The organism is Streptomyces sp. CHD11 (genome assembly GCF_018638295.1).
Taxonomy (GTDB): Bacteria; Actinomycetota; Actinomycetes; order Streptomycetales; family Streptomycetaceae; genus Streptomyces.
The window spans coordinates 379,873-404,365 of the sequence record NZ_JABTTS010000009.1; the positions used below are offsets into that span (position 1 = coordinate 379,873).

Sequence of the window (24,493 nt, forward strand, 5' to 3'; positions counted from 1 at the left end):
GCACCGGACGTTAGGCTCTGTTCCCGTGTCCGCGAAGAACGACGGCCCCGACGACGGCGCCACCCTCAGCAAGTCCGAGCAGACCCGCGCCCTGATCCTCCAGACGGCCATGCGGCTGTTCCAGGAGCACGGGTACGACAAGACGACCATGCGGGCCATCGCCAAGGAGGCCGGTGTCTCCGTCGGCAACGCGTACTACTACTTCGAGGGCAAGGAGCACCTGATCCAGGGCTTCTACGACCGGATCGCCGCCGAGCACCAGCTGGCGGCCCGGGAGGTGCTGGCCCGGGAGACCGACCTGGAGGCGCGGCTCGCGGGCGTGCTGAAGGCGTGGCTGGACATCGCCACGCCGTACCACGAGTTCGCGGTGCAGTTCTTCAAGAACGCGGCCGACCCGGACAGTCCGCTCAGCCCTTTCTCCCCGGAGTCGGAGCACGCGCGCCTGGAGGCGATCAGCGTGCACCGGTCGGTGCTGGCCGGGACGAGGACCAAGGTGCCGGCGGAACTGCGGGACATCCTGCCCGAGCTGATGTGGCTGTCGCAGATGGGACTCTGCCTGTACTGGATCTTCGACCGCACCGAGGGGCGGGAGCGCAGTTACCGGCTGGCCGAGCGGGGCGCCCGGCTCACCGCGCGGGGGGTCGCCCTGGCCCGCTTCCGGGTGCTGCGGCCGCTGGTCAGCGAGGTGCACGAACTGTTCACGGAGTTCCTCCCCGGGATGACGAGGGCGTTCCCGGACCCCGCGAGGAAGGCGGCGCCCACGCGGAAGGAGGCGCCCGTCGACGACGACGGGCGCCCCGGCACCGTCAGCTGACGGCGTCCACCCCTCCGGGCGCCAGTTCCACGTCGTGCACCAGCGGCCCGTCCGCGACGGTCACGTGCGCCGCGCGGGAGCCGTGCGAACTCTCCGTGGCCGAGAGCAGATACGTACCCGGGCCCGGTACGGAGAGGATGTACGCGCCGTCGGCGTGGGAGACGACCCGGTCCAGCTGACGGCCTCCGGAGGTCATCAGGGTGACGGCCGCGCCCTCGACCGGCTCACCGTCGACCGCGCGCACGAAGCCGTGGACGACCGAGGAGGGTCCGCCGCGCTGGGCGGGGATCGCCGGCGGCGTCCCGGAGCCCGGCGCCGGGGCGTCCTCCGCGGGTTCGACCGCCAGATGCGGCAGCCGCTTCTCCAGGCCCGCGGGCAGCCACCAGTTGGACCGGCCGAGCAGATGCATCACGGCCGGGACCAGCGCCGTGCGCAGGATGAACGCGTCCAGCGCGACCGCGGCGGCCAGGCCGACGCCCGCCATGGCCGCTCCGTAGTTGCCGCTGAGCACGAAGGCGAGGAAGACGCAGACCATGATCAGGGCGGCCGAGTTGATGACCCGGCTGGTCTCCGCGAGGCCGACGCGCACCGCGCGGGCGTTGTCCTGGGTGTGCACCCACTCCTCGTGCATCCGGCTCACCAGGAACACCTGGTAGTCCATGGAGAGGCCGAACAGCAGGGACAGCATGATGATCGGCAGGAAGGAGTCGATGGGGCCCTCCTGGCCGAGACCCAACGCGTCCAGTCCGAAGCCCCACTGGAAGACCGCCACGAGGACGCCGAAGGAGGCCGCCGCCGCGAGCAGGTTCATCACGGCGGCCGTCAGCGGCACCACCACGGAACGGAACGCCAGCATCAGGAGCAGCAGGCCGAGGCCGATGATCGTGGCGACGAACAGCGGCAGCCGGTCCCCCGTCACCGACGCGAAGTCCTTCGACACCGCGGTCACGCCTCCGACATGGGCATCGGCCCCGGCGTCCGGGATGACCTCCTCGCGCAGGGTGTCGATGAGGCGGTCCGTCTCCTCGTCCTGAGGTGAGGTGGTGGGAATGACCTGGATGACGCTCACACCGTTCGTGGGCGGCACCGCGGCGACCTGGGCGACGCCCTCGGTCTCCCTCACGGCCGTCACCAGAGTGTCGGAGGCCTCACCGTCCACGACCACCTGGAGCGGTCCGTTGAAGCCGGGGCCGAAGCCCTCGGCGAGCAGGTCGTAGGCCTGCCGGGTGGTCATGGAGGAGTCGTCGCTGCCCTGGTCCACGGTGCCCAGCCGCAGGGACAGCAGCGGGATCGCCAGCACGGCCATCACCACGACGGCCAGCACGGCGACGGAACGCGGGCGGCGCTCGACGCCGGCGGACCAGCGCGCGGCGAGACCGCCCACCGCCTCGGTCCGGGGCCCCTCGGCCGCGAGCCGGCGGCGCTGGCGGCGGCTGAGCACCCGGTGGCCGAGCAGGCCGAGCAGCGCGGGCAGCAGGGTGACGGCGGCGAGCACGCTCAGCACGACGGTGAGTGTGGTGCCGATGACCACGCCGTCCAGGAACCGCAGGTTCGTCACCAGCATCCCGGCGAGCGCGATGCACACCGTGCCGCCCGCGAACAGCACCGCGCGGCCGGCGGTGTTGAGGGCGGTGACCGCCGCCTCCTCCGGGTCGACACCGCGCAGGAGGCCGCGCCGGTGCCGGGTGACGATGAACAGGGCGTAGTCGATGCCGACGCCGAGACCGATCAACGTGGAGAGCAGCGTGGCGATTTCGGGGACGTTGGTGACATGGCTGAGCAGCTGGGCGCCGAACACGCCGCTGCCGACGCCGAAGAGGGCGACCACGAGCGGCAGCAGCATCGCGAAGAAGGACCCGAAGGCCACGAACAGCACGACGGAGGCGGCGAGGACGCCGACCAGTTCGGCCGTGCCCGTCGGCGGCTCCTGGACGCGCGTGATGGCCTGGCCGCCCAGCTCCACCTGAAGTCCGTCGCCCCGGGCGTCCTGCGCCGTGTCGACGACGTCCTGGACCAGCTCCTTCGGTATCGCGTTCGCCTGTTCGGCGAACGTCACCTGCGCGTAGGCGATCCGCCCGTCCTCGCTGATCTGCGCCGCGCCCCGGTCGCCGTACGGGCCGGTGACGTCGCCGACGCCCTCCATCCGCCCGATCTCCCGCAGCGCCGGCTCGATCCGGGACCGTACGGAGTCGTCGCGCACGGAACCCTGTTCGACCTTCCACACCACGGTGTCGGTGTCGCCGGCGCGTTCCGGGAACGCCTGCTCCATCAGGTCGTACGCCCGCTTGGAGTCGGTGTCCGGAAGCGAGAGGATCTCCGCGTAGTTCGTGCCCGCGCTGCTGGCGGACGCCCCCAGTCCGAACAGCGCCCCCACCCACAGCAACAGGACCACCACCCGGTGCCGATAGCACCAGCGTGCCAAAGCCGCCACGTCTTAGCTCCTTCGTCGAATCGTCGGTCCCCCAGGTCCTGGCAGCAGAATCGACCCCGGCACCCGCCCGGCGACACGACTTGCGCGGGACTCTCAAGGAACTCCAAGGCGCGAACCCGTACGGCCGGCACCGTCCGCGCGGATACTGGACGGCATGACGACAGCTCCCGGCACCGTGCTGGTCGTGGAGGACGAGGAGAGCATCTCGGACGTCCTCGCCATCGCCCTGCGCTACCACCGTTTCGAGGTCATGATCGCCGGCACCGTCCGTGAGGCGCTCACGCTCACCGAGCACACCCGCCCGGACGCCGCCCTGCTCGACGTCATGCTGCCGGACGGCGACGGCCGCGCTCTGGGCCGCGAACTCCGCCTGCGGAGGCCGGAGCTGGCGCTGGTGTTCCTCACCGCCCGGGACGCGCCCGCCGAGATCGTCGGCGCCCTGGGCTTCGGCGACGACTACATCACCAAGCCGTTCAACATCGACGAGGTCGTCGCCCGTGTCACCGCCGTGCTGCGCCGCACCCGCTCCGCCGACGTACTGCCGCAGCGCGCGCCGCTGCGCCACGGCGACCTGGAGCTGGACGAGACGACGTACTCGGTGCGCCGCGCGGGCCGCACGGTCGAGCTCACCCCCACCGAGTACGCCCTGCTGCGCTTCCTGGTGCGCAACGGCGGCCGGATCGTCCCCAAGGAGCAACTGTTGCGGCACGTATGGCAGTACGAGCACACCCCGCCGGAGTCGACCGTGGTGGAGACCTACATCAGCTACCTGCGGCGCAAACTCGACACGATCGGACCGCCGGTGATCACCACCCGGCGCGGGGTCGGGTACGGGCTCACATGAGGCCGGCGTTCCGACGGCCGCGCCGCGCGCGCGGCATCCACTCGCTGCGCGGGCAGCTGACCCTGGCCAATGTGGTGCTGCTGGCCCTGGGCATCGTGGCGGCCACCGTGGTGAGCGTGATGGGCATGCGCTACTACCTGCTGGACCAGATCGACATGGAGTTGACCGCGAACCGTGACTCGCTGGGCGGGTCGGAGCTGACTTTGCGTCAGATCGACTCGCTGAGCGCGCTGAGCTTCTTCCGCGACCGGGCGGACGAGGACTTCGACCGGGACAACGACCCGGACTCGGTCTTCGCCGCCGTCGACACCCGGGGCGAACCCATCGGCATCCTCGGCTTCGCACCGACCGAGGCACAGCGTGCCCTGGCGGACGCGGCGGGCGACGCGCGCGCCCTGGTCGAGGACCCGGAACCGCACGACGTCACCGTCCGCGGAGCTCCCTACCGCGTCACCGCCACCCGGCTCTCCGACGGCACCCACATCCTGATCGCCACCTCCACCGAGGCGGTGCACGAAGGTGTCACCAGGGCGGTCAAGCTCGATCTGGCCATCGGCACACTGCTGTTGCTGCTGCTGGCCTGCCTGACCATGTTCAGCGTGCGGCGGCGGATGCGGCCGCTGGAGGACATGGTGGAGACGTCCTCGGCGATCGCGGAGGGCGACCTGACCCGGCGCGTCCCCTCCAGCCGGGATCCGATCCTCGAGGTGGAGCAACTGCGGGTCGCGCTCAACTCGATGCTCCAGCAGGTGGAGTCGGCCTACCGGACCCGCGAGCGCAGCGCGGCCCAGCTGCGGCGGTTCGTCGCCGACGCCTCGCACGAACTGCGCACACCGCTGGCCGCGATACGGGGATACCTCCAGCTGCACGACCGCGGGATGCTGCGGGAGCCCACGGAACGCAAGCGGGCCTGGGACCGGATGATGGCGGAGTCCGACCGGATGGGGCGGCTGGTCGACGAACTGCTGGTGCTGGCCCGGCTGGACCAGCGTCCCGAACTGCGGCTACGGAACGTGGACGTGTGCCGGCTGCTGCGGGAGGCGGCGGAGGATCTGCGGGTGCAGCAGCCGGAGCGGCCGGTGACCGTGGACGCGGACGGATCAGTGCTGGTGCACGCGGACGAGGCCGGGCTGCGGCAGGTGATCGGCAATCTGCTGGGCAACGTCCGCACGCACACTCCGGCGGACGTCGCGGTGCGGCTGGGCGCGGTCCGCACGGACGACGGCGTGGTGCGGCTGTCCGTGGCGGACGACGGGCCCGGGCTCGCGGCGGGGGACGCGGCGCGGGTGTTCGACCGGTTCTTCCGTGCGGGCGGCGGTACGGGCAGCGGGCTGGGGATGGCGATCGTGCAGGGGGTGGTCTGGGCCCACGGGGGTGAGGTGTCGGTGCGGACGCGGCCGGGCGAGGGCCTGGCGGCCACCGTGACGCTGCCCGCGCGGAGGCGGGCGGATGACGAGGCCGTGGACGGGCCGACGCCACCCTCACCGGCGAGAGCGCCCGCCGGAACCGCCGTCGACTCCGGCTGAGCCGGACCGCGCGCCGTCCGGCGCGGCACCCCGTCCGTCTCGTCCGACGACACCCGCGGCTGTACCGGCGGCGGTCGCCGCACGGGACGCCGGGCGGCCGGGACGCCGCCGTCCGTGCGGTGGCCGGCGTCGGCCGTTGCGCGGATCAGGGCAGGCGCTCCGCCCCGGCCGATCACGCCCTCCGCGACGCCAGCTCGATCACCGTGATGTCCGAGGGCGCGCCCACCCGCGTGGGCGGCCCCCATGCCCCGGCCCCCCGGCTCACGTACAGCTGGGTGTCCCCGTACCGGTCGAGACCGGCCAGCGTGGGGTTCACCGCGCCCGCGACGAGGCTGCCGGGCCACAGCTGTCCCCCATGCGTGTGTCCGGAGAGCTGCAGGTCCACCCCGTGGTCGACGGCGTCATGAACCTGCACCGGCTGGTGGGCCAGCAGTACACACGCCCGATCGCGGTCACGGTCCCCGAGCGCCTTCGCATAGTCCGGCCCCTGCCCCTCGCCCTCCCCCGCCACGTCGTTGACCCCGGCCAGATCGAAGTACGGCAGCTCCGTCCGCGCGTTCTCCAGCGGGTTCAGCCCGAGCCGCCGCACCTCCTCGACCCACTGCTCGGCGCCGGAGAAGTACTCGTGGTTTCCGGTGACGAAGAACGAACCGTGACGGGCCCTCAGCTGCGCCAGCGGCGCCGCGGCCGGCCCCAGATCCTTCACGCTGCCGTCCACCAGGTCCCCGACCACCGCGATCAGATCCGGCTGGGTCGAGTTGATCGTGTCGACGACCTTCTGCGCGAACCCCCGCCCGAGCACCGGCCCGAGGTGCACGTCGCTGACGACCGCGATACGGAAACCGTGCGCCGCGCGGGGCAGCTTCGCCAGCGGTACGGTGACCCGCTTCACCCCCGGTCCGCGCAGCACCCCGTACGTCCCGTAGCCGACGGTCCCCACGGCCGCCGCGGCGGCCGCCCCGCCGACGACACGGGAGACGAAGAGACGCCGCGAGGGGCCGGCCGGCGGCACGGGCGTCTCCGGCGCCATGGACGCCCCCGGCTCGCTGCCGGACCCGGGGCCGTCCCCGGCCGGTCCCGCGCCCGCTGCGTCGGTCCGGGCGGACGCGCCCTGCCCCGCCGGTATCGCCTCAGGCCTCGCCGGCACGTCCGCCGGTGCGGCCGGCCCTCGCGCCGCCCGGTCCCGCCGCTCCAGCACCCTGCGCAGCACCGGCCGTACCAGCTCGCCCGCGAGCACCGCGAGCAGCAGATACAGCGACAGCGCCAGCCACAGGAACCCCGGCCAGGCCAGCACCTGCTGGAGCCAGAAGGGAGCCCCGGCCGAGTCGGCGGCCATCGCCGCGACCGTCAGCGTCCAGCCCCCGGCGATCACCACCGCACCCGCGCGGCGCACCGCGCCCGGACCCCGTGTGGTGTCCCGGAACAGACGCCGCCAGACATACCAGTTGCCCGTCACCAGGACGGCCAGGACCAGCAGCGCGATGAGTACGAAGACGATGACCACGGTGCGGAGTTCCCTGCTTCGTCGTTACGACGCCGTCTCCGGCGTCCGGCTCAGTGCGCGCAGCCCGCGCAACCCGATGCCCCCGATGACCGTCCCCAAGAGGAAGGAGACAACGGCAAGCGTCAGATGAACGAAGAAGTACGCCGTGGGATTCCCGTCCTCGAACGCCAGCCCGCTGCCGTCCTTGACCAGGTTCCTGACGAAAGTGACCCAGATGATCCAGCTCCACACCCCGAAGGCGAGCAGGAACCAGGAGACGGGGCGGCTGAGCTTCATGGCTCCAGTATCACCGGGCGGTGTCCGGTTCCTTGCCCGGGGTGGGGACCGGGGCGGGACATCCTCTGGAGGGGCATGTACGTTTCCGACCGTGCCCGCACCCAAGAAGACCGTCCGGCGCCCGTTGCTGGTCGCGTCCACGCTCCTGCTGTCCACCGCGCTGACCGCGCCCGTCGCCCTGGCGGCCCCCAAGCCGTCGGCCACACCGTCGGCCACTCCCCCGGCGAACATGTCGACGGTGGGCGGCACCCGGCTCGGGCAGCCCGGCACCCAGGTCGATCTGGCGCGGGGAGTGCCCGTACTGCCGAAGGGCCTGTCGGCCCGGTCCTGGATCGTCGCCGACGCCGAGTCCGGAGACGTGCTCGCCGCACACAACGCGCACTGGCGGCTGGCTCCGGCGAGCACCCTCAAGATGCTGTTCGCCGACGCGCTGCTGCCCAAGTGGCCCGGGACGGCACGGCACAAGGTGGAAGTCTCCGACCTGGCCGGCGTCGGGCCCGGTTCCAGCATGGTCGGGATCAAGGAGGAGGAGACCTACTCGGTCCGCGACCTGTGGCTGGGTGTCTTCCTCCGTTCCGGCAACGACGCGGTGCACGTGCTGTCGGCGATGAACGGCGGGGTGGAGAAGACCGTCGGGGAGATGAACGCGCACGCCGAGGAGCTCCAGGCCCTGGACACCCACGCCGTCAGCCCGGACGGTTACGACGCGGAAGGGCAGGTGTCGTCCGCCTACGACCTGACGCTGATCGCCCGTTCGGGGCTGCAGAAGAAGGACTTCCGGGAGTACGCCTCGACGGTGCGGGCGAAGTTCCCGGGGGAGACGAAGAAGAACAAGAAGGGCAGGAAGGTCCGCAAGTCCTTCGAGATCCAGAACACCAACCGGCTGCTGAGCGGTGACAGCGGCCTGCCCGTCTACCAGGGCATAGCCGGCGTGAAGAACGGCAACACCACCAACGCCGGCGCCACCTTCACCGGTGTCGCCGAGCAGCGGGGCAAGGTGCTGCTGGTGACCGTGATGAACCCGCAGAAGGACGCGTCCAACGAGGTCTACAAGGAGACCGCGCGGCTCTTCGACTGGGGTTTCAAGGCGGTCGGCAAGGTCGAGCCGGTCGGCGAACTGGTGCCGCCGCGGAGCGCGGTGCGGGCCGGTGCCCGGCCGGGAGCGTCCGCCTCCCCCGGTGAGGCCGGAGGCACCGGGGCCGGAGCCGGCGCGAAACCGGTCGCGAGCGCCGCGGCGGGCAGCGCGACGGACGGCATGGGGACCGCGCTGGGCATCACCGGCGGGGTGCTGGTGGCGCTCGCGGGCGGCGCGTTCCTGGTCAACCGGCGCTGGCCGCTGCCGGACCTGGTGCGCCGCCGCCCGCGTCCGTGACCCCGTCCCTCCGGTCCGCCTCGTCCGCCTCGTCCGCCTCGTCCGGACTGCTCGGCGTCGCCGTCCAGGCGGCGCAGAACAGGACCGCCTTCATGGTGAAGTTGATCCACAGCAGCAGGGCCACGGGGACGCCGAACGCGCCGTACACGCTCCTCGCGGCCACGCCCTGCACATAACCGCTGAGGAGCAGCTTCAGCAGTTCCAGGCCGATGGCGCCGGTGAGTGCGGCGACGGTCAGCCGGTGCCGGGTGGGTTCCACGCCGGGGAGCTGGGTGAGCACGTAGAGCAGGAGCAGGAAGTCGGCTCCCACGGCGACGGCGAACGCCGCCACGTGCAGCACGATCCCGCCCCAGCCGCCCTTCTCCAGTCCGATGGCGTCGCTGATCCGGCCGACCAGCGCGGAGGCGACGGCGGAGGCGGCGAGGGTGGCCAGGAGCGCGCCGCCGAGCCCGAGCAGGATGCCCGCGTCCTTGGCCTTGCGCAGCAGCGGGTTCTCCTCCTCCTCGGGCAGTTCCCACACCGCGCGGAGGCAGTCGCGCATCGCACCGGCCCAGCTGACGCCGGTGAACAGCAGGGCGGCGCCGGCGATGAGGCCGACGGTGCCCGCGTTCTGCACCAGGTCCCCGACCTGGTCGGAGATGCCGGGCACCTGGTCGGTGATCTTGTCCTGGAGGGCGTCCTGGCGGTCCCGGCCGAGGGTGGCGGCACCGATCGCGGCGGCCACGGTGAGCAGCGGGAACAGCGCGACGAAACTGCGGAACGTCAACGCCGCGGCCAGTCGTGTCCAGTGCACGCGGTCCAGCCGCTCGTACGAACGCCACGCGTGGGTGCGCATCAGCCGCGCCAGATACGGCCCGACGCCCGGGAGCTTTTTCAGCCAGTCCATGAGCCGACTCTGCCCGTATTGCGGAAGACCAATGTCCTGGTGCCCCAGAAACGGACTCCGGTGGCCAGAGCCATACCGATCACCGCGCCGGAGACCGTGTCCGCGCGCCGCGAGGTGAAGCCAAGGCCGTAGTGGCTGACGGTCAGGCACAGCAGCTGGACGGCGGCGCCCGCGAGGTTGACCGCGAAGAACATCGCGTAGGGACGCGCGCCGCGCACCCGGGTGCCGCGGTAGGTGCCGTACGCGTTGCCCGCGTAGGCGACCGCACAGCCCGCGACGAAGGAGAGGGCCTTGGCGGTGAGCGGGCCGAGTCCGGCGGGGCCGCGCAGCCAGAGGAAGAGGGCGAGGTCGACGGCGTACGCGAGCAGTCCCACGGTGGCGAAACCGAGAAGCTCCCGCCGGTGCCGGAGCAGACGGTCTCTCACCAGTCCGCCACCGCGGCGGCGTACATCGCCACCCACACCACGCCGATGAGCGCGAGGGCGCGGTCGCCCAGCACCACCTCCTCGGGTTCGCCCGCGGTCCCCCGGTCGGCGAACACGGCGTACCGGAGGACCGCGAGGACGAAGGCGACCACGGACAGCTGCCGCCAGGGCAGCACGCTGGTGTGCGGCACCCCACCCTCCTCCAGGGCCCACAGGCAGTAGCCGAGGACGGCCACGCCGGCGGCGAGCTGCCAGACGAAGCGGAGGTAGCCGGTGGTGTACTCGGTGAGCAGCGCACGCGTGGCGCCCGCCTGCCCGGCCGTCTGCACGGCCTCGGAGTAGCGTTTGGCCGCCACCATGAACAGGGCGCCGAACCCGGTGGTGATCAGGAACCAGCGGGAGAGCGGGATGTCGAGGGCGAGCCCGCCGATCACCGCGCGCATCACGAAACCGGTGGTGACGACGGCGAGGTCGACGACGAGGACGTGCTTGAGGCTGACGCAGTACGCCATCTGCATGGCGAGGTACGCGGTCAGCAGCACGGTGACCTCCGGCGGGCACAGCCGGGAGGCGACGAGGGGCGCGAGGACGCCGAGGGTGATCCCGGCGGCGTAGGCGGCCGGTACGGGGACCCGGCCGGCGGCGACCGGACGGCGGCACTTGGCGGGGTGGGCCCGGTCGGCCTCGGCGTCGCGCGCGTCGTTGACGAGGTAGACCGCGGCGGCACAGGCGGTGAACAGGACGAAGACCAGGGCGAGCCGGGCCGGCGCGCCGGGTGAGAACAGTTCTCCGGCGGCGGCCGGGGCGGCGATCACCAGGACGTTCTTGACCCACTGCTTGGGACGCGCGGTTCTGAGCAGGCCGCCGAGCAGGCCGCCCTGGCCGGCCTGCTCGGCGGCCCGGCGGTCCGAGCGCTCACGCAGGAGGGTCACGCGGGGCCTCCCGTCATCCAGCGGGCGCCGAGCCGGGCCGTGAGGGCGCCGAGGGCCGCACCGGCCGCCACGTCCGAGGGGTAGTGCACGCCGGCCACCAGGCGGGAGACGCACACGGCGGCGGCCAGCGGTGGCACCGCGCGGGCGCCCAGCGCGCCGAAGGCGACGGCGGCGGCCGCCGCGGAGGTGGCGTGCGAACTGGGGAAGGAGTGCCGGCCGACCGTGCCGACCAGGGGTTCGACATGCGCGGGCCGGGGGCGGCGCACCACGCGTTTCACCCCCATGCTGGCGGCGTGGGCGCCCGCGGTGAGCGCGGTGCCGCGCAGCCAGGCACCGCGCCGGGGGCGGTCCACGACGGCTCCGGCGAGACCCGCCGCGAGCCACAGCGCCCCGTGCTCCCCCGCCCAGGACAGGGCACGCGCGGCACCGGCCACGCGTGGATCCGTGCCGCAGGCCCGGAGCGCGGCGACGATCCGGTGGTCCAGGCCGTGCAGACCGCCGGGGTGCGGGAGGTCGTGGTGATCGTCCATGTGGACCTACTGTTCACCCTGGGCGGGCCATAATTCGGCGCCTATCGAGCGACATCCCATTAATCACCCGTTTCGGGGACGCCGATGACGTTTCGAAACCAATGAGTCACATAGGGGCGATACGGTCACCGTCATGCCTGCCGACACCGTTTCCGTCACGGGATGGGGCCGCACCGCTCCCACCGCCGCCCGGCTGATCCGCCCGCGGACGTACGAGGAGGCGGCTCTGGCCGTCCGGGACTGCGGGGCCCGCGGGGGTATCGCGCGGGGCCTGGGGCGGGCGTACGGGGACGCGGCGCAGAACGCGGGCGGCGCGGTGCTCGACATGACGGGCCTGGACCGCGTGCACGCGGTCGACGCGGACGGCGGGACCGTGCTGTGCGACGCGGGCGTCTCCCTGCACCGGCTGATGGAGGTGCTGCTGCCGCTCGGCTGGTTCGTACCGGTGACCCCCGGCACCCGCTATGTGACCGTCGGCGGGGCGATCGGCGCCGACATCCACGGCAAGAACCACCACGTCTCCGGGTCGTTCTCCCGCCATGTGCTGTCCCTGGAACTGCTCACCGCCGACGGCGAGGTCCGTACGGTCGTACCGGGCACGCCGCTGTTCGAGGCGACCGCGGGCGGCATGGGCCTGACCGGGGTGATCCTCACCGCGACCGTCCGGCTGCAGCCGGTCGAGACCTCCTGGATGTCGGTGGACACCGAACGCGCCGGCGACCTCGACGACCTGATGGCCCGTCTCGCCGACACCGACCACCGCTACCGCTACTCGGTCGCCTGGATCGACCTGCTGGCCCGGGGCCGGTCCACCGGCCGAGCGGTGCTCACCCGCGGCGACCACGCGCCCCTGGACGCGTTGCCGCGCGGCACCCGCGCGCGCGGGGCCCCCCTGTCCTTCCGCACCTCGAGCCTCCCCGCCGCCCCCTCCTTCCTCCCCGGGGGCCTGCTCAGCCGCACCACCGTCGGGCTCTTCAACGAACTCTGGTACCGCAGGGCGCCCCGCGCCCGCACGGGGCAGCTCCAGCGCATCCCCGCCTTCTTCCACCCCCTGGACGGCGTACCGCACTGGAACAGGGTCTACGGACCGGGCGGCTTCGTGCAGTACCAGTTCGCCGTCGGGCACGGCCGGGAGGACGCCCTGCGCCGGATCGTGCGCCGGATCTCCGAACGGCGCTGCCCGTCCTTCCTCGCCGTCCTCAAACGCTTCGGCGAAGCCGACCCCGGCTGGCTTTCCTTCCCCGTGCCGGGCTGGACCCTGGCCCTGGACATCCCGGCGGCGCTGCCCGGCCTCGGCGGCTTCCTCGACACCCTCGACGAGGAGGTGGCCGGCGCCGGCGGACGCGTCTACCTCGCCAAGGACTCCCGGCTGCGCCCGGAACTCCTCGCGGCCATGTACCCCCGCCTGGACGACTTCCGCGCGCTGCGCACCGCACTGGACCCGCGCGCGGTGTTCACCTCCGACCTCTCCCGCCGGCTCCACCTCTGAACCCCTCACCCCCCGCGCCCCGTCTTAGGAGCTGTCGTGAAGGACGCCTTCGGCCTCCCCCAGTCCCTGCTCGTCCTCGGCGGTACGTCCGAGATCGCGCTGGCCACCGCCCGGCGGCTGATCGCCCGCCGCACCCGCACGGTGTGGCTGGCAGGCCGCCCCTCCCCCGGCCTGGACGAGGCCGCCGGCCAACTGCGCGGCCTCGGCGCCGAGGTGCGTACCGTCGCCTTCGACGCACTCGCCCCGGCCGCCCACGAGGACGCCCTGGGCAAGGTGTTCGCGGAGGGCGACATCGACATGGTGCTGCTCGCCTTCGGCACCCTGGGCGACCAGGCGCACGACGAACGGGACCCGGAGGCCGCGGTACGGGTCGCGCAGACCAACTACACCGGCGCGGTCTCGGCGGGCCTGGTGTGCGCGGGCGCGCTCCAGACACAGGGCCACGGCTCCCTGGTGGTGCTGTCGTCCGTCGCGGGCGAGCGGGCCCGGCGGGCGAACTTCATCTACGGCTCCAGCAAGGCCGGCCTGGACGCCTTCGCCCAGGGTCTCGGCGACGCCCTGCACGGCACCGGCGTGCACGTCATGGTCGTACGCCCCGGGTTCGTCCGTACGCGGATGACGGCCGGGCTGCCCGAGGCGCCGCTGGCCACCACTCCTGAGGCGGTCGCGGCGGCCGTGGAGCTGGGGCTGCGCCGCCGCGCGGAGACGGTCTGGGTGCCGGGAGCGCTGCGGATGGTGATGTCGGCGCTGCGGCATCTGCCGCGCGGGGTGTTCCGCAGGCTGCCGGTGTGAGGGGCGGCGGGGAGGTTCAGTGGGCGGAGACGGAGCCCCGGTCCACCCGCCCGGCCTGCGGGGGCACCATGGTGGAGCCGAACGGGAACTCGCGCAGCTTGCGCCACACGGCGTCGGCGCCCTGTTCGTAGAGCCCGAAGCCGGTGCAGGGCCACTCGGCCACGTAGTCGGCGAGCTCCTCGTAGGCGCGGTCCATGGCCGCCTCGTCGATGCCGTGCGCCACGGTGACGTGCGGGTGGTACGGGAACTGCAGCTCACGGGGGATCGGGCCGGAGGCGTCACGGACCCGCTTCTGCAGCCAGGTGCACGCCGCACCGCCCTCGACGACCTGTACGTACACCACCGGGGTCAGCGGCCGGAAGGTGCCCGTGCCGGACAGGCGCATCGGGAACGGGCGGGCGGCCGCGGCCACCTCGCTCAGATGCGCCTCGACGGCCGCCAGGCCGGTGCCGTCGATCTCCGTCGGCGGCAGCAGGGTGACGTGCGTGGGGATGCCGTGCGCCGCGACGTCGCCGAAGCCCGCGCGCAGCTGCTGAAGCCGGCTGCCGTGAGGCTCCGGGACCGCGATCGACACGCCGATCGTTACGGTCCCCACGTCGTCTCCTGTCGTCGGTGGTGGTGAAGCGTGCGATGAAGCATGTGTCCGGGCTGCGGCGGTGAAGCCGCGGTGAGCGCCGGGTGACCGCCGGGACGGTCACCCGGATATCGACTGTACGACCACGACCCGGGCGCGGGCAGGCGCAACGGGAGTGATGTGCAGCGCTCTGTAGTGATACGGACCGCGGCCGTGGGCCGGTTCAGCGCCGGTGCGGTCCGTGACGGTCCGGTGCCCGGGAGGTGTGGGCGGGGCCGGTCGCGCGGGTCAGTGCTTGGCGGGCAGGAAGCCCACCCGGTCGTACGCCCGGGCGAGGGTCTCCGCGGCGACGGCACGCGCCTTCTCCGCGCCCTTGGCCAGGACCGAGTCGAGCGTCTCGGGGTCGTCCAGGTACTGCTGCGTGCGCTCCCTGAACGGGGTCACGAACTCGATCATGATCTCGGCGAGGTCCGTCTTGAGCGCGCCGTAGCCCTTGCCGGCGTACTTCTCCTCCAGGGCGGCGATGTCCGCCCCGGTGAGGGTCGAGTGGATGGTGAGGAGATTGCTCACACCGGGCTTCTCGGCGACGTCGTAGCGGATCACCGTGTCGGTGTCGGTGACCGCGCTCTTCACCTTCTTGGCGGTGGTCTTCGGCTCGTCCAGGAGGTTGATCAGGCCCTTGGGCGCCGACGCCGACTTGCTCATCTTGATCGACGGGTCCTGGAGGTCGTAGATCTTCGCCGTCTCCTTGAGGATGTACGGCTTCGGCATGGCGAACGTCGCGCCGAACCGGCCGTTGAAACGGTCGGCGAGGTCACGGGTGAGCTCGATGTGCTGGCGCTGGTCCTCGCCCACCGGCACCTCGTCGGCCTGGTAGAGCAGGATGTCCGCGACCTGGAGGATCGGGTAGGTGAACAGTCCGACGGAGGCGCGGTCGGCGCCCTGCCTGGCGGACTTGTCCTTGAACTGGGTCATGCGGGAGGCCTCGCCGAAGCCGGTGAGGCAGTTCATGACCCAGGCGAGCTGGGCGTGCTCGGGCACATGGCTCTGCACGAAGAGCGTGCAGCGGTCCGGGTCGAGCCCGGCGGCCAGCAACTGGGCGACGGCGAGCCGGGTGTTGGCGCGCAGCTCCCGCGGGTCCTGCGGCAGCGTGATCGCGTGCAGGTCGACGACCATGTAGAACGCGTCGTGGGTCTCCTGCAGCGCCACCCACTGGCGGACGGCGCCGAGGTAGTTGCCGAGGTGGAACGAGCCTGCGGTGGGCTGGATTCCGGAGAGCACGCGGGGTCGGTCAGTCGCCATGCCCACCATTGTCTCAGGTATCGGGGGGCGGTCCGGAACCGGCCGGAAACAGGTGGGAACCGATCCGTGCCCGGCGGTGTAACAAGAGCGTGAGGACGCGGGAGGGGGGTCGCATCGTCGATGAGGCCGCGGTGATCGCACGCGTACGCGCCGGAGAGCCGGAGGCGTACGCGGAGCTGGTGCGGGCCCATACGGGCATCGCGCTCAGGGCGGCCGCCGCGCTCGGTGCGGGATCGGACGCGGAGGACGTGGTGCAGCAGGCCTTCGTGAAGGCGTACCGCGCGCTGGGCCGGTTCCGGGACGGCACGGCGTTCCGGCCGTGGCTGCTGTCGATCGTGGCCAACGAGACGAGGAACACCGTGCGCGCGGCCGTGCGCCGGAGCACCCTCGCCGGCCGTGAGGCGGCGTTCGTGGAGGCGGAGCCGGTGATACCGGAGTCGGCCGACCCGGCGGCGGCGACGCTGGAGATCGAGCGTCGCGCGGCCCTGGCGGCCGCCCTGCGGAAACTGAGCGAGGAGCACCGGCTGGTCGTCACCTACCGCTATCTGCTGGAGATGGACGAGCGGGAGACCGCCCAGGCCCTGGGCTGGCCCCGGGGCACGGTGAAATCCCGGCTGAACCGCGCGCTGCGCAGACTGGAGCGCCTGCTGCCGGACTTCCGGCCCCGGGAAAGGGGGGAGAGCCGTGGGTGAGCGGTACGACGAGGGTGAGGCCGAGCGGCTGCGGGAGGAACTGCGGGCCTTCGGCCGGTCCCTGGACGGGCGGCCGGGCGGTCCGCACGGCGCCGCGGGGCCGGAGTCGATGGCCGAGCGGGTGCTGGGGCAGATACTGGCCGAGCGGGTGCCGGCCCCGGTGGCGGAGCCCACGGGCGCCCGGGCTCGGCTGCGGGCCGTGCGGCGCTGGGCGGGGGCGCGGTGGCGGTCACTGGTCGCGGCGCTGTGCGGGGTGCTGACGGTGGTGGTGCTGACCCCTCCGGTGCGGGCGGCGGTGACCGACTGGTTCGGCTTCGGTGGGGTCGAGGTGCGGTACGACCCGTCGGCGGTGCCTTCGCCGGGTGCCGAGGTGCCGGGCTGCGGGCGGTCGGTGTCGCTCGGCGAGGCGGAGCGGCGGGCCGGGTTCGCGCCACTCGTGCCGGAGGCACTGGGCACTCCGGACGCGGTGACGGTGAGCGGGCTCCCGCGAGGGCGGTCCCTGGTGAGCCTGTGCTGGCGGGAGAAGGGGCGGACGATCCGGCTGGACGAGTTCCCGGGCCGCCTGGACATCGCCTTCACCAAGAGTGTGCGCGAGCAGCCGGAGCTGCTGTCGCCGGGTGCGGGTGGCCCGGCGGGCGGGTCCGCGGAGTCGGCCCTGTGGTTCTCGCGTCCGCATGTGCTGACCTTCTGGATGGTCGACACGGACGGACACCGGTTCACCCGGGCGGAGCGGACGGCGGGGCCGACGCTGCTGTGGGGCCACACGGGTGCGGCGGGCAGTGAGGGTGCGGCGGCGGACGGTGTGACGCTGCGGCTGGAGGGGGTGGCGTCGAAGGCGCGGGCGCTGGAGATCGCGGGGGCGGTCGGGGAGGCGGACGGGTAGCCGGCCTTCCGGCCTCCCGGAGTTCCGGAGTTCCTGGCGGACCCCATGGGAACCCCGGCGGCCCGGGCGGTGTACCAGAAGTGACAGGCGGCTCGTGGTCGGGCCGCACGGGGATCGACCGGCCGAGTGGGGGCCCGGATGCGTGGATGGAAAGGCAGTGTCCGACGACTGACGGCGAGTGCGGGGGCCCTGGCGGCCGCGCTGGCCGTGATGCTGGGGGGAGCGTCACCGGCCGTTGCCGGGGGGCCGACGAGCGTGCTGGTGGTCTCACCGGAGAGCCAGGAGACGGCCGCGCTGTACTACTCCGACGCGGAGTACGGCCAGTTGGAGAAACTGCTCGGCCCGGTCGGCAGAGGCACCCCTGCGAAGCCGCCGGAAGCCGTCTCGAGCTCGGCCCGGCTGATCAACGTGACATGGATGGTGCACGACGTGACGCCTTGGCGCGTGGACCGGGTCTTCGTGGGACTCCCGGACGAAGACGTCTGGATACACACGGCGTCGCATGTCCCCGAGTCGTCGAACGGCTTCTGGCACCGCGCCGAGTATCCGTCGGACGTGTACAAGTTCCTCTTCGGGCTGGGCGTGATGGGCAGGACGACGGCCCCCGTACCGGCATCCGGGATGTACCCGGCACCGTGGGAGACGGCGCAGGCCCGCCCGGCGACCGACGACGGCACGGCCGCGGCGGCAGCGCAGACCCGCGCTGTGGCGGCCGGCTCCACCGACTGGTGGTGGGCGATACCGGGGGTGGTGGCCGGAGCGTCACTGGCCCTGCTGCTGCGCCCGTACGGGACACGGCTGGTCCAGCGCCGGAAGGACGCTCCCGGTCCGCGGCAGGAACTGCTGGACGTCTGACGGCGGCGCACGGCGGCCCGGTGCGCGACCGGACCGCCGTGCGTCACTCGCGGGAAATCGCTCAGCCGAGGTCGATCTCCGGGTACAGCGGGAAGCCGGCGACCAGGTCGGTGGCGCGGTGGGAGATCTCGTCGGCGACCTTCGCGTCGAGGACGTGGGAGGCCTTGGAAGGAGCGCCGGACTTGGTGGTGCCCGCCTCGGTGGTGGTGAGGACACGGTCGATGAGACCGGCGACCTCGTCCATCTCGGCGGTGCCCAGACCGCGCGTGGTCAGCGCGGGGGTGCCGATGCGGATGCCGGAGGTGTACCAGGCGCCGTTGGGGTCGGCGGGGATGGAGTTGCGGTTGGTGACGATGCCCGAGTCGAGCAGCGCGGCCTCGGCCTGGCGGCCGGTGAGACCGTAGGAGGTGGCGACGTCGATCAGGTTGAGGTGGTTGTCGGTGCCGCCGGTGACCAGGGTGGCGCCGCGGCGCATCAGGGCCTCGGCGAGGGCGCGGGCGTTGTCGACGATGCGCCGGGCGTAGTCCTGGAAGGCGGGCTGCCGGGCCTCGGCGAGGGCGACGGCCTTGGCCGCCATCACGTGCGGGAGCGGGCCGCCGAGGACCATCGGGCAGCCGCGGTCGACCTGGTCCTTGAGGGAGTCGTCGCACAGCACCATGCCGCCGCGCGGACCGCGCAGCGACTTGTGGGTGGTGGTGGTGACGATCTGGGCGTGCGGGACCGGGTCGAAGTCGCCGGTGAGGACCTTGCCGGCGACGAGACCGGCGAAGTGCGCCATGTCGACCATGAGCGTGGCTCCGACCTCGTCGGCGATCTCCCGCATGATCCGGAAGTTCACCAGACGGGGGTAGGCGGAGTAGCCGGCCACGATGATCAGCGGCTTGAACTCGCGGGCGGAGAGGCGCAGCGCCTCGTAGTCGATCAGGCCGGTGGCCGGGTCGGTGCCGTAGGACCGCTGGTCGAACATCTTGCCGGAGATGTTGGGACGGAAGCCGTGGGTGAGGTGGCCGCCGGCGTCCAGGGACATGCCGAGCATGCGCTGGTTGCCGAAGGCGCGGCGCAGTTCGGCCCAGTCGGCGTCGGAGAGGTCGTTGACCTGGCGGACCCCGGCCTTCTCCAGGGCGGGTACCTCGACGCGCTGGGCGAGGACCGACCAGAAGGCGACGAGGTTGGCGTCGATGCCGGAGTGCGGCTGGACATAGGCGTGCCGGGCGCCGAAGAGCTCCCTGGCGTGCTCGGCGGCGAGCGACTCGACGGTGTCGACGTTGCGGCAGCCGGCGTAGAAGCGGCGGCCGACGGTGCCCTCGGCGTACTTGTCGCTGAACCAGTTGCCCATCGCGAGGAGGGTGGCCGGGGAGGCGTAGTTCTCGGAGGCGATCAGCTTGAGCATCTCGCGCTGGTCGGCGACCTCCTGGCCGATGGCGTCGGCGACTCGCGGCTCGACGGCGCGGATCACGTCGAGGGCGGAGCGGAAGGCGGTGGAAGCGGTGGAGAGGGGCTCGGCAGACATGAGGGACCTCCGGACGTGGCGTTCGGCGTTCACGGTACGGCCCAGGCGCACGGCACATGTCCGGTCCCCGGGTCACGGGGACGGGGGCCGCTTCCCGATGGTTGCTCCATCCCAGCACGCCAGTCACGGCCCACGGTCAGATTACCGGGCGGCACGGAGTGCCACGGAGAGACGTCCACCATCCGGGCGCAGCCGCCCGTGGCCCCCGGGTCGCTAAAGGATCACGTGCGGCAGGAAGCGGGCGTACTCGTCCGTCACCAGTCCGGAGGACTCCCTGATGCCGAGGCCGGCCGACTCGTCCCCCACCACCCAGGCTCCGAGGACGACGTGGTTGCCGTCGAAGTCGGGAAGGGGGGCGAGCTGCTGATAGCAGCAGGGTTCGTCACGGAGCACCGGGCCGGTTCCGGGCTGGTGAAGCGTCACACCCGCGCCTTCACGCCCCAGCAGCGGCTTGGCGACGTACCCCGTCGTGTCCGCCAGCGCGCGCGGGCCGTCGAGATGGGCGGGCAGGAGGTTCGGATGGCCGGGGTACAGCTCCCACAGGATCGCCAGCAGGGCCTTGTTGCTGAGCAGCATCTTCCAGGCGGGCTCGATCCAGAGAGTGGAGCCGGTGCCGCCGCCGTTGTCGAGGGTGTCGAGCACATGGCCGGCGAAGCGGTCGGTGGTCAGCCACTCCCAGGGGTACAGCTTGAAGATGCTGCGGATGAACCGGAGCCCGTTGTCGACGAAGCGCCCGGAGAGCCGGTCCCAGCCGATCTCCTCCATGGAGAGCCAGTCGGTCTCGAGACCGGCCTGCTCGGCGGTCTCCTTGAGGTAGGCGACCGTCATCAGGTCCTCCCCCAGCTCATCGGCGGAGGAGTGGGCGAAGTACAGGGGGCTGTTCGGCGGGAGGAGGGCGGCCTGCCTCTTCCAGGCGGCGATCAGGCGTTCGTGGAGGGAGTTCCACTGATCGGCGCCGGGGAAGCGTTCCTCCATCCAGAACCACTGGGGGGAGGCTGCCTCCACCAGGGAGGTGGGGGTGTCGGCGTTGTACTCCAGCAGCTTCGCCGGGCCGGTGCCGTCGTAATGGAGGTCGAAGCGCCCGTAGAGGGAGGGGAGTTCGCCGCGCCGCCGCCATGCCTCACCGACCGCGTGGACGATCCGGGGATCGGTGATGCCGAGGTCGGCGAAGCGGCCGGCGGTGACGATGTGCTCGGCGGCCGCGAGGCACATCCCGTGCAGCTCCTCGACGGCCTCCTCCAGCGCCTCGACCTCACCGAGGGAGAAGACGTAGTAGGCGCTCTCGTCCCAGTAGGGCCGAAGCGACCCGTCCGGATACCGGGTGAGCGGGTAGATGAGGCCCTGCTCCTCGACGGTCTCCTGCCAGCCGGGGCGGGGTTCGATGGTGCGCCGCTCCATGGCCCGCTCAGCCGCCGCCGCTGCCGGAGCCCGAGCAGCCGAAGCCGCCCCGGTCGACGGCCTCGCTGCGGCTGAAGGTGCCGCGTTCGGCGTAACCGGCGCTGACATCGGCGTCGTAGTACCAGTCCGAGTCGCCGCCGCTGCGGGACTTGCCCTTGCCGTAGGAACCGGAGGAGGAGCCGGACGTGCAGTTCTTGTCGGCGACGACCTTGTAGCCGTTGAGGTAGTCGTAGCTGTCCCGGTCCACACAGCGCCGGTCCGGATCCGACCCGCACGCCGACAGGGCCGCCGCGAGCACCCCCATCCCCCCGAGCACCACCGTGCTGGACCGCAGCCTCCGCCGCGTCTCCGCCATGACTCCCCCTTGCGCCGTTTCCGCTGTCCGCCGGGACCCTGTTCACTCCCGGCTCGCGGCGGACAGCCTAGAGACCGGCCGGGCCGCTCGCACAGGAGCCCCCGGCCCGCACCTCTCATCTCACCGCTGTTTCGCCCCCTTTGACATGTCTGAGCCACTTCCGTGATCCGTAATCCGCGATATGCGATCCGCGATCCGCGGCGGGCCGCCTCGCGTGCGTCCTCGCGTCACCGCCGCCAGAACAGGTGGTGGGTCACTCCGCTCGGGCTCGGGACGACCTCGAGATGGAACCGGTCGCACAGTTCGCCGGGCGACTTCCAGAGGCGGAGGCCGGTGCCGAGCTCGATCGGCGCGACCGCCACGTGCAGGGTGTCCACGAGGTCGGCCTCGAGGAACTGCCGGATGGTCGTGACCCCGCCGCCCAGCCGGACGTCCTTGCCCCGCGCCGCTTCCCGGGCGCGTTCCAGGACCTCGCCCGGGGTGCCCCCGACGAAGTGGAACGTGGTGTCGGAGAGCGTGAACGACGGCCGCGGGTGGTGGGTCATGACGAACACGGGAGTGTGGAACGGGGGCTCGTCGCCCCACCAGCCGCGCCATGTGTGGTCGTCCCAGGGCCCGCGCTGGGGGCCGAACTTGTTGCGGCCCATGATCTCCGCACCGATGTCGCGGCCGAAGTCCCGGGTGAGGTGGTCGTCGAGGCCGCGGGTCCCTCCGGGTTCGGTGCGGTTGGGCCAGCTCGCCGTGGCGCCCGCCCAGGCGAACATCCTCCCGGGGTCGGCGTGGCCGAAGGGCCGCTCCAGGGTCTGGTGCTCACCGGCACCGATCCCGTCACTCGAGACGGTGATGTTCATGGCCCTCAGCAGCTGTTCCATGTCTCTCCTCATCGGGTCCTGGCACCCTCCCCCGTAGGGCGGTGCGCTGCACACCAGGACGTCGAACGGAGCACGGCCCGATCGACAGCGGCCCGGAACTTCCTGTGCGGAGTCCGGCCGGCCGGTCCTCGTCCGCCGCCCGGTCTCCGTGACCGGCCTCCGTGGGTCAGAACAGCTCAAGGCAGCTCAGGGCAGCTCAGAACAGCTCAGGGCAGCGCCCTGCACAGCGCCTCGAGAGCGCCGGCCCAGGCGTGGTCCGGCGGGGTGCCGTAGCCGACGACCAGGGCGTCCCTCTGGGTGGTGTCCGTGTCGGGATGGCGGTAGAAGGTGAGGCCGTGGACGGCCAGCCCCTGCCAGGCGGCTGCCTGGACGACGGACTGCTCGGTGCCGGGCGGGAGCTCCAGGACCGCGTGGAGGCCGGCCGCGATGCCGGTGATGCGGACGTCGGGCGCGCGTGCGGCGAGGGCCCGGACGAGGGCGTCTCGGCGGCGGCGGTAGCGCAGGCGGGCAGCGCGGACATGGCGGTCGTAGGCACCGGAGGTGAGGAACTCGGCGAGGGTGAGCTGTTCGACGACGCTGACGGAGTGGGTGGTGATGTCCGGCACCAGCCAGGGCGGCAGGACCATCCATCCCAGGCGGAGCCCGGGGGCGAGGGACTTGCTGGCGGTGCCGAGGTAGACCACGTGGTCGGGGTCGATGTCCTGGAGCGCCCCGACGGCCTGGCGGTCGTAGCGGAACTCGCCGTCGTAGTCGTCCTCCAGGATCAGGCCGCCGCCGCGACGGGCCCAGTCGACCACGGCGGCACGCCGCTCGGGGCGCAGGGCGCCGCCCAGCGGGAACTGGTGGGCAGGGCTCAGGAGTACCGCGTCGGCGTCGCCGAGGTCCTGGGTGCGGGTGCCGGCGGCGTCCTGCGGCAGTGGGGTGGTGCGCAGGCCGGCGCGGGTGACCAGGTCCCAGTGGACGTTCAGGCCGTAGGGCTCCACGGCGAGGGTGCGGGCACCGCGGGCGCGCAGGGCCTCGCTCAGGAGCTTCAGGCCGTGGGCGAAGCCGGAGCAGACGACGACGCGTTCGGGATCGGCGCGTACACCGCGGACGCGTGCCAGGTAGCCCGCGAGGGCGGTGCGCAGTTCGGGGAGGCCGCGCGGGTCGCCGTAGCCGAGGGCTTCGTGGGGAGCGGCGGCGAGGGCACGGCGGGTGGCCTTGAGCCAGCCGGCGCGGGGGAAGGAGGCGAGGTCCGGGGTGCCCGGAATGAGGCTGTACGGGAGGCGGCCCGGTGTGCGCCGGGCGGAGACCGGACGGCTCGGCGGGCCGGGTACCGCGCGGTCGGCGACCCGGGTGCCGGAGCCCTGCCGTGCGGTGAGCCAGCCCTCGGCGGTCAGGTCGGCGTAGGCGTCGGCGACGGTGTTGCGGGCGATGCCCAGGTCACCCGCGAGGGAGCGGGAGGAGGGCAGCCGGGTGCCCGCGGCGAGCCTGCCGCTGCGGACGGCCTCGCGCAGGGCGTCGGTCAGACCGCGGCGCAGTCCGGGCCCGGCCGGATCGAGGTGGAGGTCGATGCCCTGGAGGCCGCCGCGGGAAGTGGACCGGCGTTCTGCCATGGAAATGGACCATACCCGTGGGCTGCCTCGCTCCTACGGTCGAACCATGACGAACACCGAAACCACAGCGGACCGGCCCTACGCCGCCGAGTCGCCCGCCCGGCTGGAGTGGGCGCGGCACGCGCCCGAGGTCTACAAGGCGATGGTCCGGCTGGACTCCGCCGCGAAGAAGGGCCTCGACCCGAAGCTGTACGAGCTGGTGAAGATCCGCGCCTCGCAGGTCAACCACTGCGCCTTCTGCATCGACATGCACACCAAGGACGCGCTCGCGGCGGGCGAGAGCGTCGAGCGGATCGTGCAGCTCGGCGCGTGGGAGGAGTCGCGGCACTTCTACACGGAGCGGGAGCTCGCGGCGATCGAGCTGACCGAGGCCGTCACCGTCCTGACGGACGGTTTCGTGCCCGACGAGGTGTACGAGCGGGCCGCCAAGCGGTTCGACGAGGCGGAGCTGGCCCAGCTGATCGCCGCGATCACGGTGATCAACGCATGGAACCGGTTCGGTGTGACGTGTCGTATGACGCCGGGTCACTACCAGCCGGGCCGGCACCACTGACGGATCATGCCCGGCCCGGGGCCCCGGCAGCGCGCGGCCGGGGCGCTGCCGGGGGCCGCCGTGGGCCCGTCACGGGGCCACGG

The 24,493-nt window shown here is 72.6% G+C and carries 24 protein-coding genes and 1 riboswitch; of the genes, 10 read left to right on the plus strand and 14 right to left on the minus strand.

Annotated features, from left to right (window positions below):
- Positions 1 to 25: 25 nt before the first annotated feature.
- Complete coding sequence (locus HTV45_RS12430; RefSeq protein ID WP_215205759.1) at positions 26 to 814, plus strand: TetR/AcrR family transcriptional regulator; 789 nt, start codon at positions 26 to 28, stop codon at positions 812 to 814.
- Here the strand turns inward: HTV45_RS12430 and HTV45_RS12435 are convergent.
- Positions 807 to 3,236, minus strand: a complete 2,430-nt coding sequence (locus HTV45_RS12435; protein ID WP_215205861.1) for an MMPL family transporter — start codon at positions 3,234 to 3,236, stop codon at positions 807 to 809. The genes HTV45_RS12430 and HTV45_RS12435 overlap by 8 nt on opposite strands.
- A 163-nt stretch (positions 3,237 to 3,399) precedes the next feature.
- On the opposite strand from HTV45_RS12435, the gene HTV45_RS12440 reads away from it, so the two are divergent.
- Together HTV45_RS12440 and HTV45_RS12445 are read left to right on the plus strand one after the other, a co-directional pair.
- A complete protein-coding gene (locus tag HTV45_RS12440) occupies positions 3,400 to 4,089 on the plus strand; it encodes a response regulator transcription factor (protein WP_215205760.1) in 690 nt (229 codons plus the stop codon).
- The gene (locus HTV45_RS12445) at positions 4,086 to 5,615 is read left to right on the plus strand and encodes an ATP-binding protein (protein WP_215205761.1); all 1,530 of its coding nucleotides are present in this window, start codon (positions 4,086 to 4,088) and stop codon (positions 5,613 to 5,615) included. Before HTV45_RS12440 ends, HTV45_RS12445 begins: the two co-directional genes overlap by 4 nt.
- Positions 5,616 to 5,787: 172 nt before the next feature.
- Here HTV45_RS12445 and HTV45_RS12450 read toward each other — a convergent pair whose 3' ends face one another.
- Positions 5,788 to 7,119, minus strand: a complete 1,332-nt coding sequence (locus HTV45_RS12450; protein WP_215205762.1) for a metallophosphoesterase — start codon at positions 7,117 to 7,119, stop codon at positions 5,788 to 5,790.
- 24 nt (positions 7,120 to 7,143) lie between these two features.
- Positions 7,144 to 7,395 (minus strand): SCO4848 family membrane protein, encoded by a 252-nt coding sequence (locus HTV45_RS12455; protein ID WP_215205763.1) that lies wholly within the window; start codon positions 7,393 to 7,395, stop codon positions 7,144 to 7,146.
- 91 nt (positions 7,396 to 7,486) lie between these two features.
- Between HTV45_RS12455 and HTV45_RS12460 the strand changes: the two genes are divergently transcribed.
- Positions 7,487 to 8,767, plus strand: a complete 1,281-nt coding sequence (locus HTV45_RS12460) for a D-alanyl-D-alanine carboxypeptidase family protein (protein WP_368860824.1) — start codon at positions 7,487 to 7,489, stop codon at positions 8,765 to 8,767.
- Here HTV45_RS12460 and HTV45_RS12465 read toward each other — a convergent pair.
- Genes HTV45_RS12465 through HTV45_RS12480 form a run of 4 tightly spaced genes read right to left on the minus strand, consistent with a single transcriptional unit; the run spans position 8,715 to position 11,540 of the window.
- Positions 8,715 to 9,653 (minus strand): YihY/virulence factor BrkB family protein, encoded by a 939-nt coding sequence (locus HTV45_RS12465; RefSeq protein WP_215205765.1) that lies wholly within the window; start codon positions 9,651 to 9,653, stop codon positions 8,715 to 8,717. The genes HTV45_RS12460 and HTV45_RS12465 overlap by 53 nt on opposite strands.
- A complete protein-coding gene (locus HTV45_RS12470) occupies positions 9,641 to 10,078 on the minus strand; it encodes a GtrA family protein (RefSeq protein ID WP_308309497.1) in 438 nt (145 codons plus the stop codon). Before HTV45_RS12470 ends, HTV45_RS12465 begins: the two co-directional genes overlap by 13 nt.
- Positions 10,075 to 11,001, minus strand: coding sequence for a decaprenyl-phosphate phosphoribosyltransferase (locus tag HTV45_RS12475; protein ID WP_251691998.1), 927 nt, complete (start codon positions 10,999 to 11,001; stop codon positions 10,075 to 10,077). The genes HTV45_RS12470 and HTV45_RS12475 overlap by 4 nt, the downstream gene beginning before the upstream one ends.
- Positions 11,002 to 11,006: 5 nt before the next feature.
- Positions 11,007 to 11,540 carry a phosphatase PAP2 family protein gene (locus tag HTV45_RS12480; protein WP_215205767.1) on the minus strand — a complete coding sequence of 178 codons (534 nt, stop codon included), beginning with the start codon at positions 11,538 to 11,540 and terminating at the stop codon, positions 11,007 to 11,009.
- A gap of 133 nt (positions 11,541 to 11,673) precedes the next feature.
- Here HTV45_RS12480 and HTV45_RS12485 point away from each other — a divergent pair, with 133 nt between their 5' ends.
- Positions 11,674 to 13,029: an FAD-binding oxidoreductase gene (locus HTV45_RS12485; RefSeq protein ID WP_215205768.1), complete on the plus strand. Its 1,356-nt coding sequence runs from the start codon at positions 11,674 to 11,676 to the stop codon at positions 13,027 to 13,029.
- 36 nt (positions 13,030 to 13,065) lie between these two features.
- On the plus strand, positions 13,066 to 13,821 hold the full coding sequence (locus tag HTV45_RS12490) for a decaprenylphospho-beta-D-erythro-pentofuranosid-2-ulose 2-reductase (protein WP_215205769.1): 756 nt from the start codon (positions 13,066 to 13,068) through the stop codon (positions 13,819 to 13,821).
- 16 nt (positions 13,822 to 13,837) lie between these two features.
- On the opposite strand, the gene HTV45_RS12495 is transcribed toward HTV45_RS12490, so the two are convergent.
- Positions 13,838 to 14,416: a 2'-5' RNA ligase family protein gene (locus HTV45_RS12495; protein WP_215205770.1), complete on the minus strand. Its 579-nt coding sequence runs from the start codon at positions 14,414 to 14,416 to the stop codon at positions 13,838 to 13,840.
- 267 nt (positions 14,417 to 14,683) lie between these two features.
- Entirely contained in the window at positions 14,684 to 15,676 is a 993-nt protein-coding gene (trpS, locus tag HTV45_RS12500) for a tryptophan--tRNA ligase (protein ID WP_215205863.1), read from the minus strand.
- 152 nt (positions 15,677 to 15,828) lie between these two features.
- Between trpS and HTV45_RS12505 the strand changes: the two genes are divergently transcribed.
- The 3 genes from HTV45_RS12505 (at position 15,829) to HTV45_RS12515 (ending at position 18,127) form a co-directional block, all read left to right on the plus strand.
- A complete protein-coding gene (locus tag HTV45_RS12505; protein WP_308309499.1) occupies positions 15,829 to 16,389 on the plus strand; it encodes a sigma-70 family RNA polymerase sigma factor in 561 nt (186 codons plus the stop codon).
- Positions 16,382 to 17,272: a hypothetical protein gene (locus tag HTV45_RS12510; RefSeq protein ID WP_215205772.1), complete on the plus strand. Its 891-nt coding sequence runs from the start codon at positions 16,382 to 16,384 to the stop codon at positions 17,270 to 17,272. The genes HTV45_RS12505 and HTV45_RS12510 overlap by 8 nt, the downstream gene beginning before the upstream one ends.
- Before the next feature lie 138 nt (positions 17,273 to 17,410).
- On the plus strand, positions 17,411 to 18,127 hold the full coding sequence (locus HTV45_RS12515) for a hypothetical protein (RefSeq protein ID WP_215205773.1): 717 nt from the start codon (positions 17,411 to 17,413) through the stop codon (positions 18,125 to 18,127).
- Positions 18,128 to 18,188: 61 nt separating this feature from the next.
- On the opposite strand, the gene HTV45_RS12520 is transcribed toward HTV45_RS12515, so the two are convergent.
- The 5 genes from HTV45_RS12520 to HTV45_RS12540 all read right to left on the minus strand — a co-directional run bounded on the left by HTV45_RS12520 (position 18,189) and on the right by HTV45_RS12540 (position 23,857).
- Entirely contained in the window at positions 18,189 to 19,637 is a 1,449-nt protein-coding gene (locus tag HTV45_RS12520; RefSeq protein WP_215205774.1) for a glycine hydroxymethyltransferase, read from the minus strand.
- Positions 19,638 to 19,669: 32 nt separating this feature from the next.
- Positions 19,670 to 19,774, minus strand: a riboswitch (ZMP/ZTP riboswitch).
- A 76-nt stretch (positions 19,775 to 19,850) separates the two neighbouring features.
- A complete protein-coding gene (locus HTV45_RS12525; protein ID WP_215205775.1) occupies positions 19,851 to 21,035 on the minus strand; it encodes a glutathionylspermidine synthase family protein in 1,185 nt (394 codons plus the stop codon).
- 7 nt (positions 21,036 to 21,042) lie between these two features.
- Positions 21,043 to 21,390: a hypothetical protein gene (locus tag HTV45_RS12530; RefSeq protein ID WP_215205776.1), complete on the minus strand. Its 348-nt coding sequence runs from the start codon at positions 21,388 to 21,390 to the stop codon at positions 21,043 to 21,045.
- A gap of 227 nt (positions 21,391 to 21,617) precedes the next feature.
- Positions 21,618 to 22,262 carry a dihydrofolate reductase family protein gene (locus HTV45_RS12535; RefSeq protein ID WP_215205777.1) on the minus strand — a complete coding sequence of 215 codons (645 nt, stop codon included), beginning with the start codon at positions 22,260 to 22,262 and terminating at the stop codon, positions 21,618 to 21,620.
- 206 nt (positions 22,263 to 22,468) lie between these two features.
- The gene (locus HTV45_RS12540) at positions 22,469 to 23,857 is read right to left on the minus strand and encodes a PLP-dependent aminotransferase family protein (protein WP_215205778.1); all 1,389 of its coding nucleotides are present in this window, start codon (positions 23,855 to 23,857) and stop codon (positions 22,469 to 22,471) included.
- A gap of 46 nt (positions 23,858 to 23,903) precedes the next feature.
- Between HTV45_RS12540 and HTV45_RS12545 the strand changes: the two genes are divergently transcribed.
- Positions 23,904 to 24,410 carry a carboxymuconolactone decarboxylase family protein gene (locus HTV45_RS12545; RefSeq protein WP_215205779.1) on the plus strand — a complete coding sequence of 169 codons (507 nt, stop codon included), beginning with the start codon at positions 23,904 to 23,906 and terminating at the stop codon, positions 24,408 to 24,410.
- Positions 24,411 to 24,493 lie beyond the last annotated feature (83 nt).

What these genes read in the sequence shown, in the direction of transcription:
- HTV45_RS12440 (WP_215205760.1), top strand. Translation starts at nt 3,400, where the DNA reads ATGACGACAGCTCCCGGCACCGTGCTGGTCGTGGAGGACGAGGAGAGC.
- HTV45_RS12445 (WP_215205761.1), top strand. Translation starts at nt 4,086, where the DNA reads ATGAGGCCGGCGTTCCGACGGCCGCGCCGCGCGCGCGGCATCCACTCG.
- HTV45_RS12455 (WP_215205763.1), bottom strand. Translation starts at nt 7,395, where the DNA reads ATGAAGCTCAGCCGCCCCGTCTCCTGGTTCCTGCTCGCCTTCGGGGTG.
- HTV45_RS12465 (WP_215205765.1), bottom strand. Translation starts at nt 9,653, where the DNA reads ATGGACTGGCTGAAAAAGCTCCCGGGCGTCGGGCCGTATCTGGCGCGG.
- HTV45_RS12480 (WP_215205767.1), bottom strand. Translation starts at nt 11,540, where the DNA reads ATGGACGATCACCACGACCTCCCGCACCCCGGCGGTCTGCACGGCCTG.
- HTV45_RS12485 (WP_215205768.1), top strand. Translation starts at nt 11,674, where the DNA reads ATGCCTGCCGACACCGTTTCCGTCACGGGATGGGGCCGCACCGCTCCC.
- HTV45_RS12515 (WP_215205773.1), top strand. Translation starts at nt 17,411, where the DNA reads ATGCGTGGATGGAAAGGCAGTGTCCGACGACTGACGGCGAGTGCGGGG.
- HTV45_RS12520 (WP_215205774.1), bottom strand. Translation starts at nt 19,637, where the DNA reads ATGTCTGCCGAGCCCCTCTCCACCGCTTCCACCGCCTTCCGCTCCGCC.
- HTV45_RS12525 (WP_215205775.1), bottom strand. Translation starts at nt 21,035, where the DNA reads ATGGAGCGGCGCACCATCGAACCCCGCCCCGGCTGGCAGGAGACCGTC.
- HTV45_RS12530 (WP_215205776.1), bottom strand. Translation starts at nt 21,390, where the DNA reads ATGGCGGAGACGCGGCGGAGGCTGCGGTCCAGCACGGTGGTGCTCGGG.
- HTV45_RS12535 (WP_215205777.1), bottom strand. Translation starts at nt 22,262, where the DNA reads ATGGAACAGCTGCTGAGGGCCATGAACATCACCGTCTCGAGTGACGGG.
- HTV45_RS12540 (WP_215205778.1), bottom strand. Translation starts at nt 23,857, where the DNA reads ATGGCAGAACGCCGGTCCACTTCCCGCGGCGGCCTCCAGGGCATCGAC.
- HTV45_RS12545 (WP_215205779.1), top strand. Translation starts at nt 23,904, where the DNA reads ATGACGAACACCGAAACCACAGCGGACCGGCCCTACGCCGCCGAGTCG.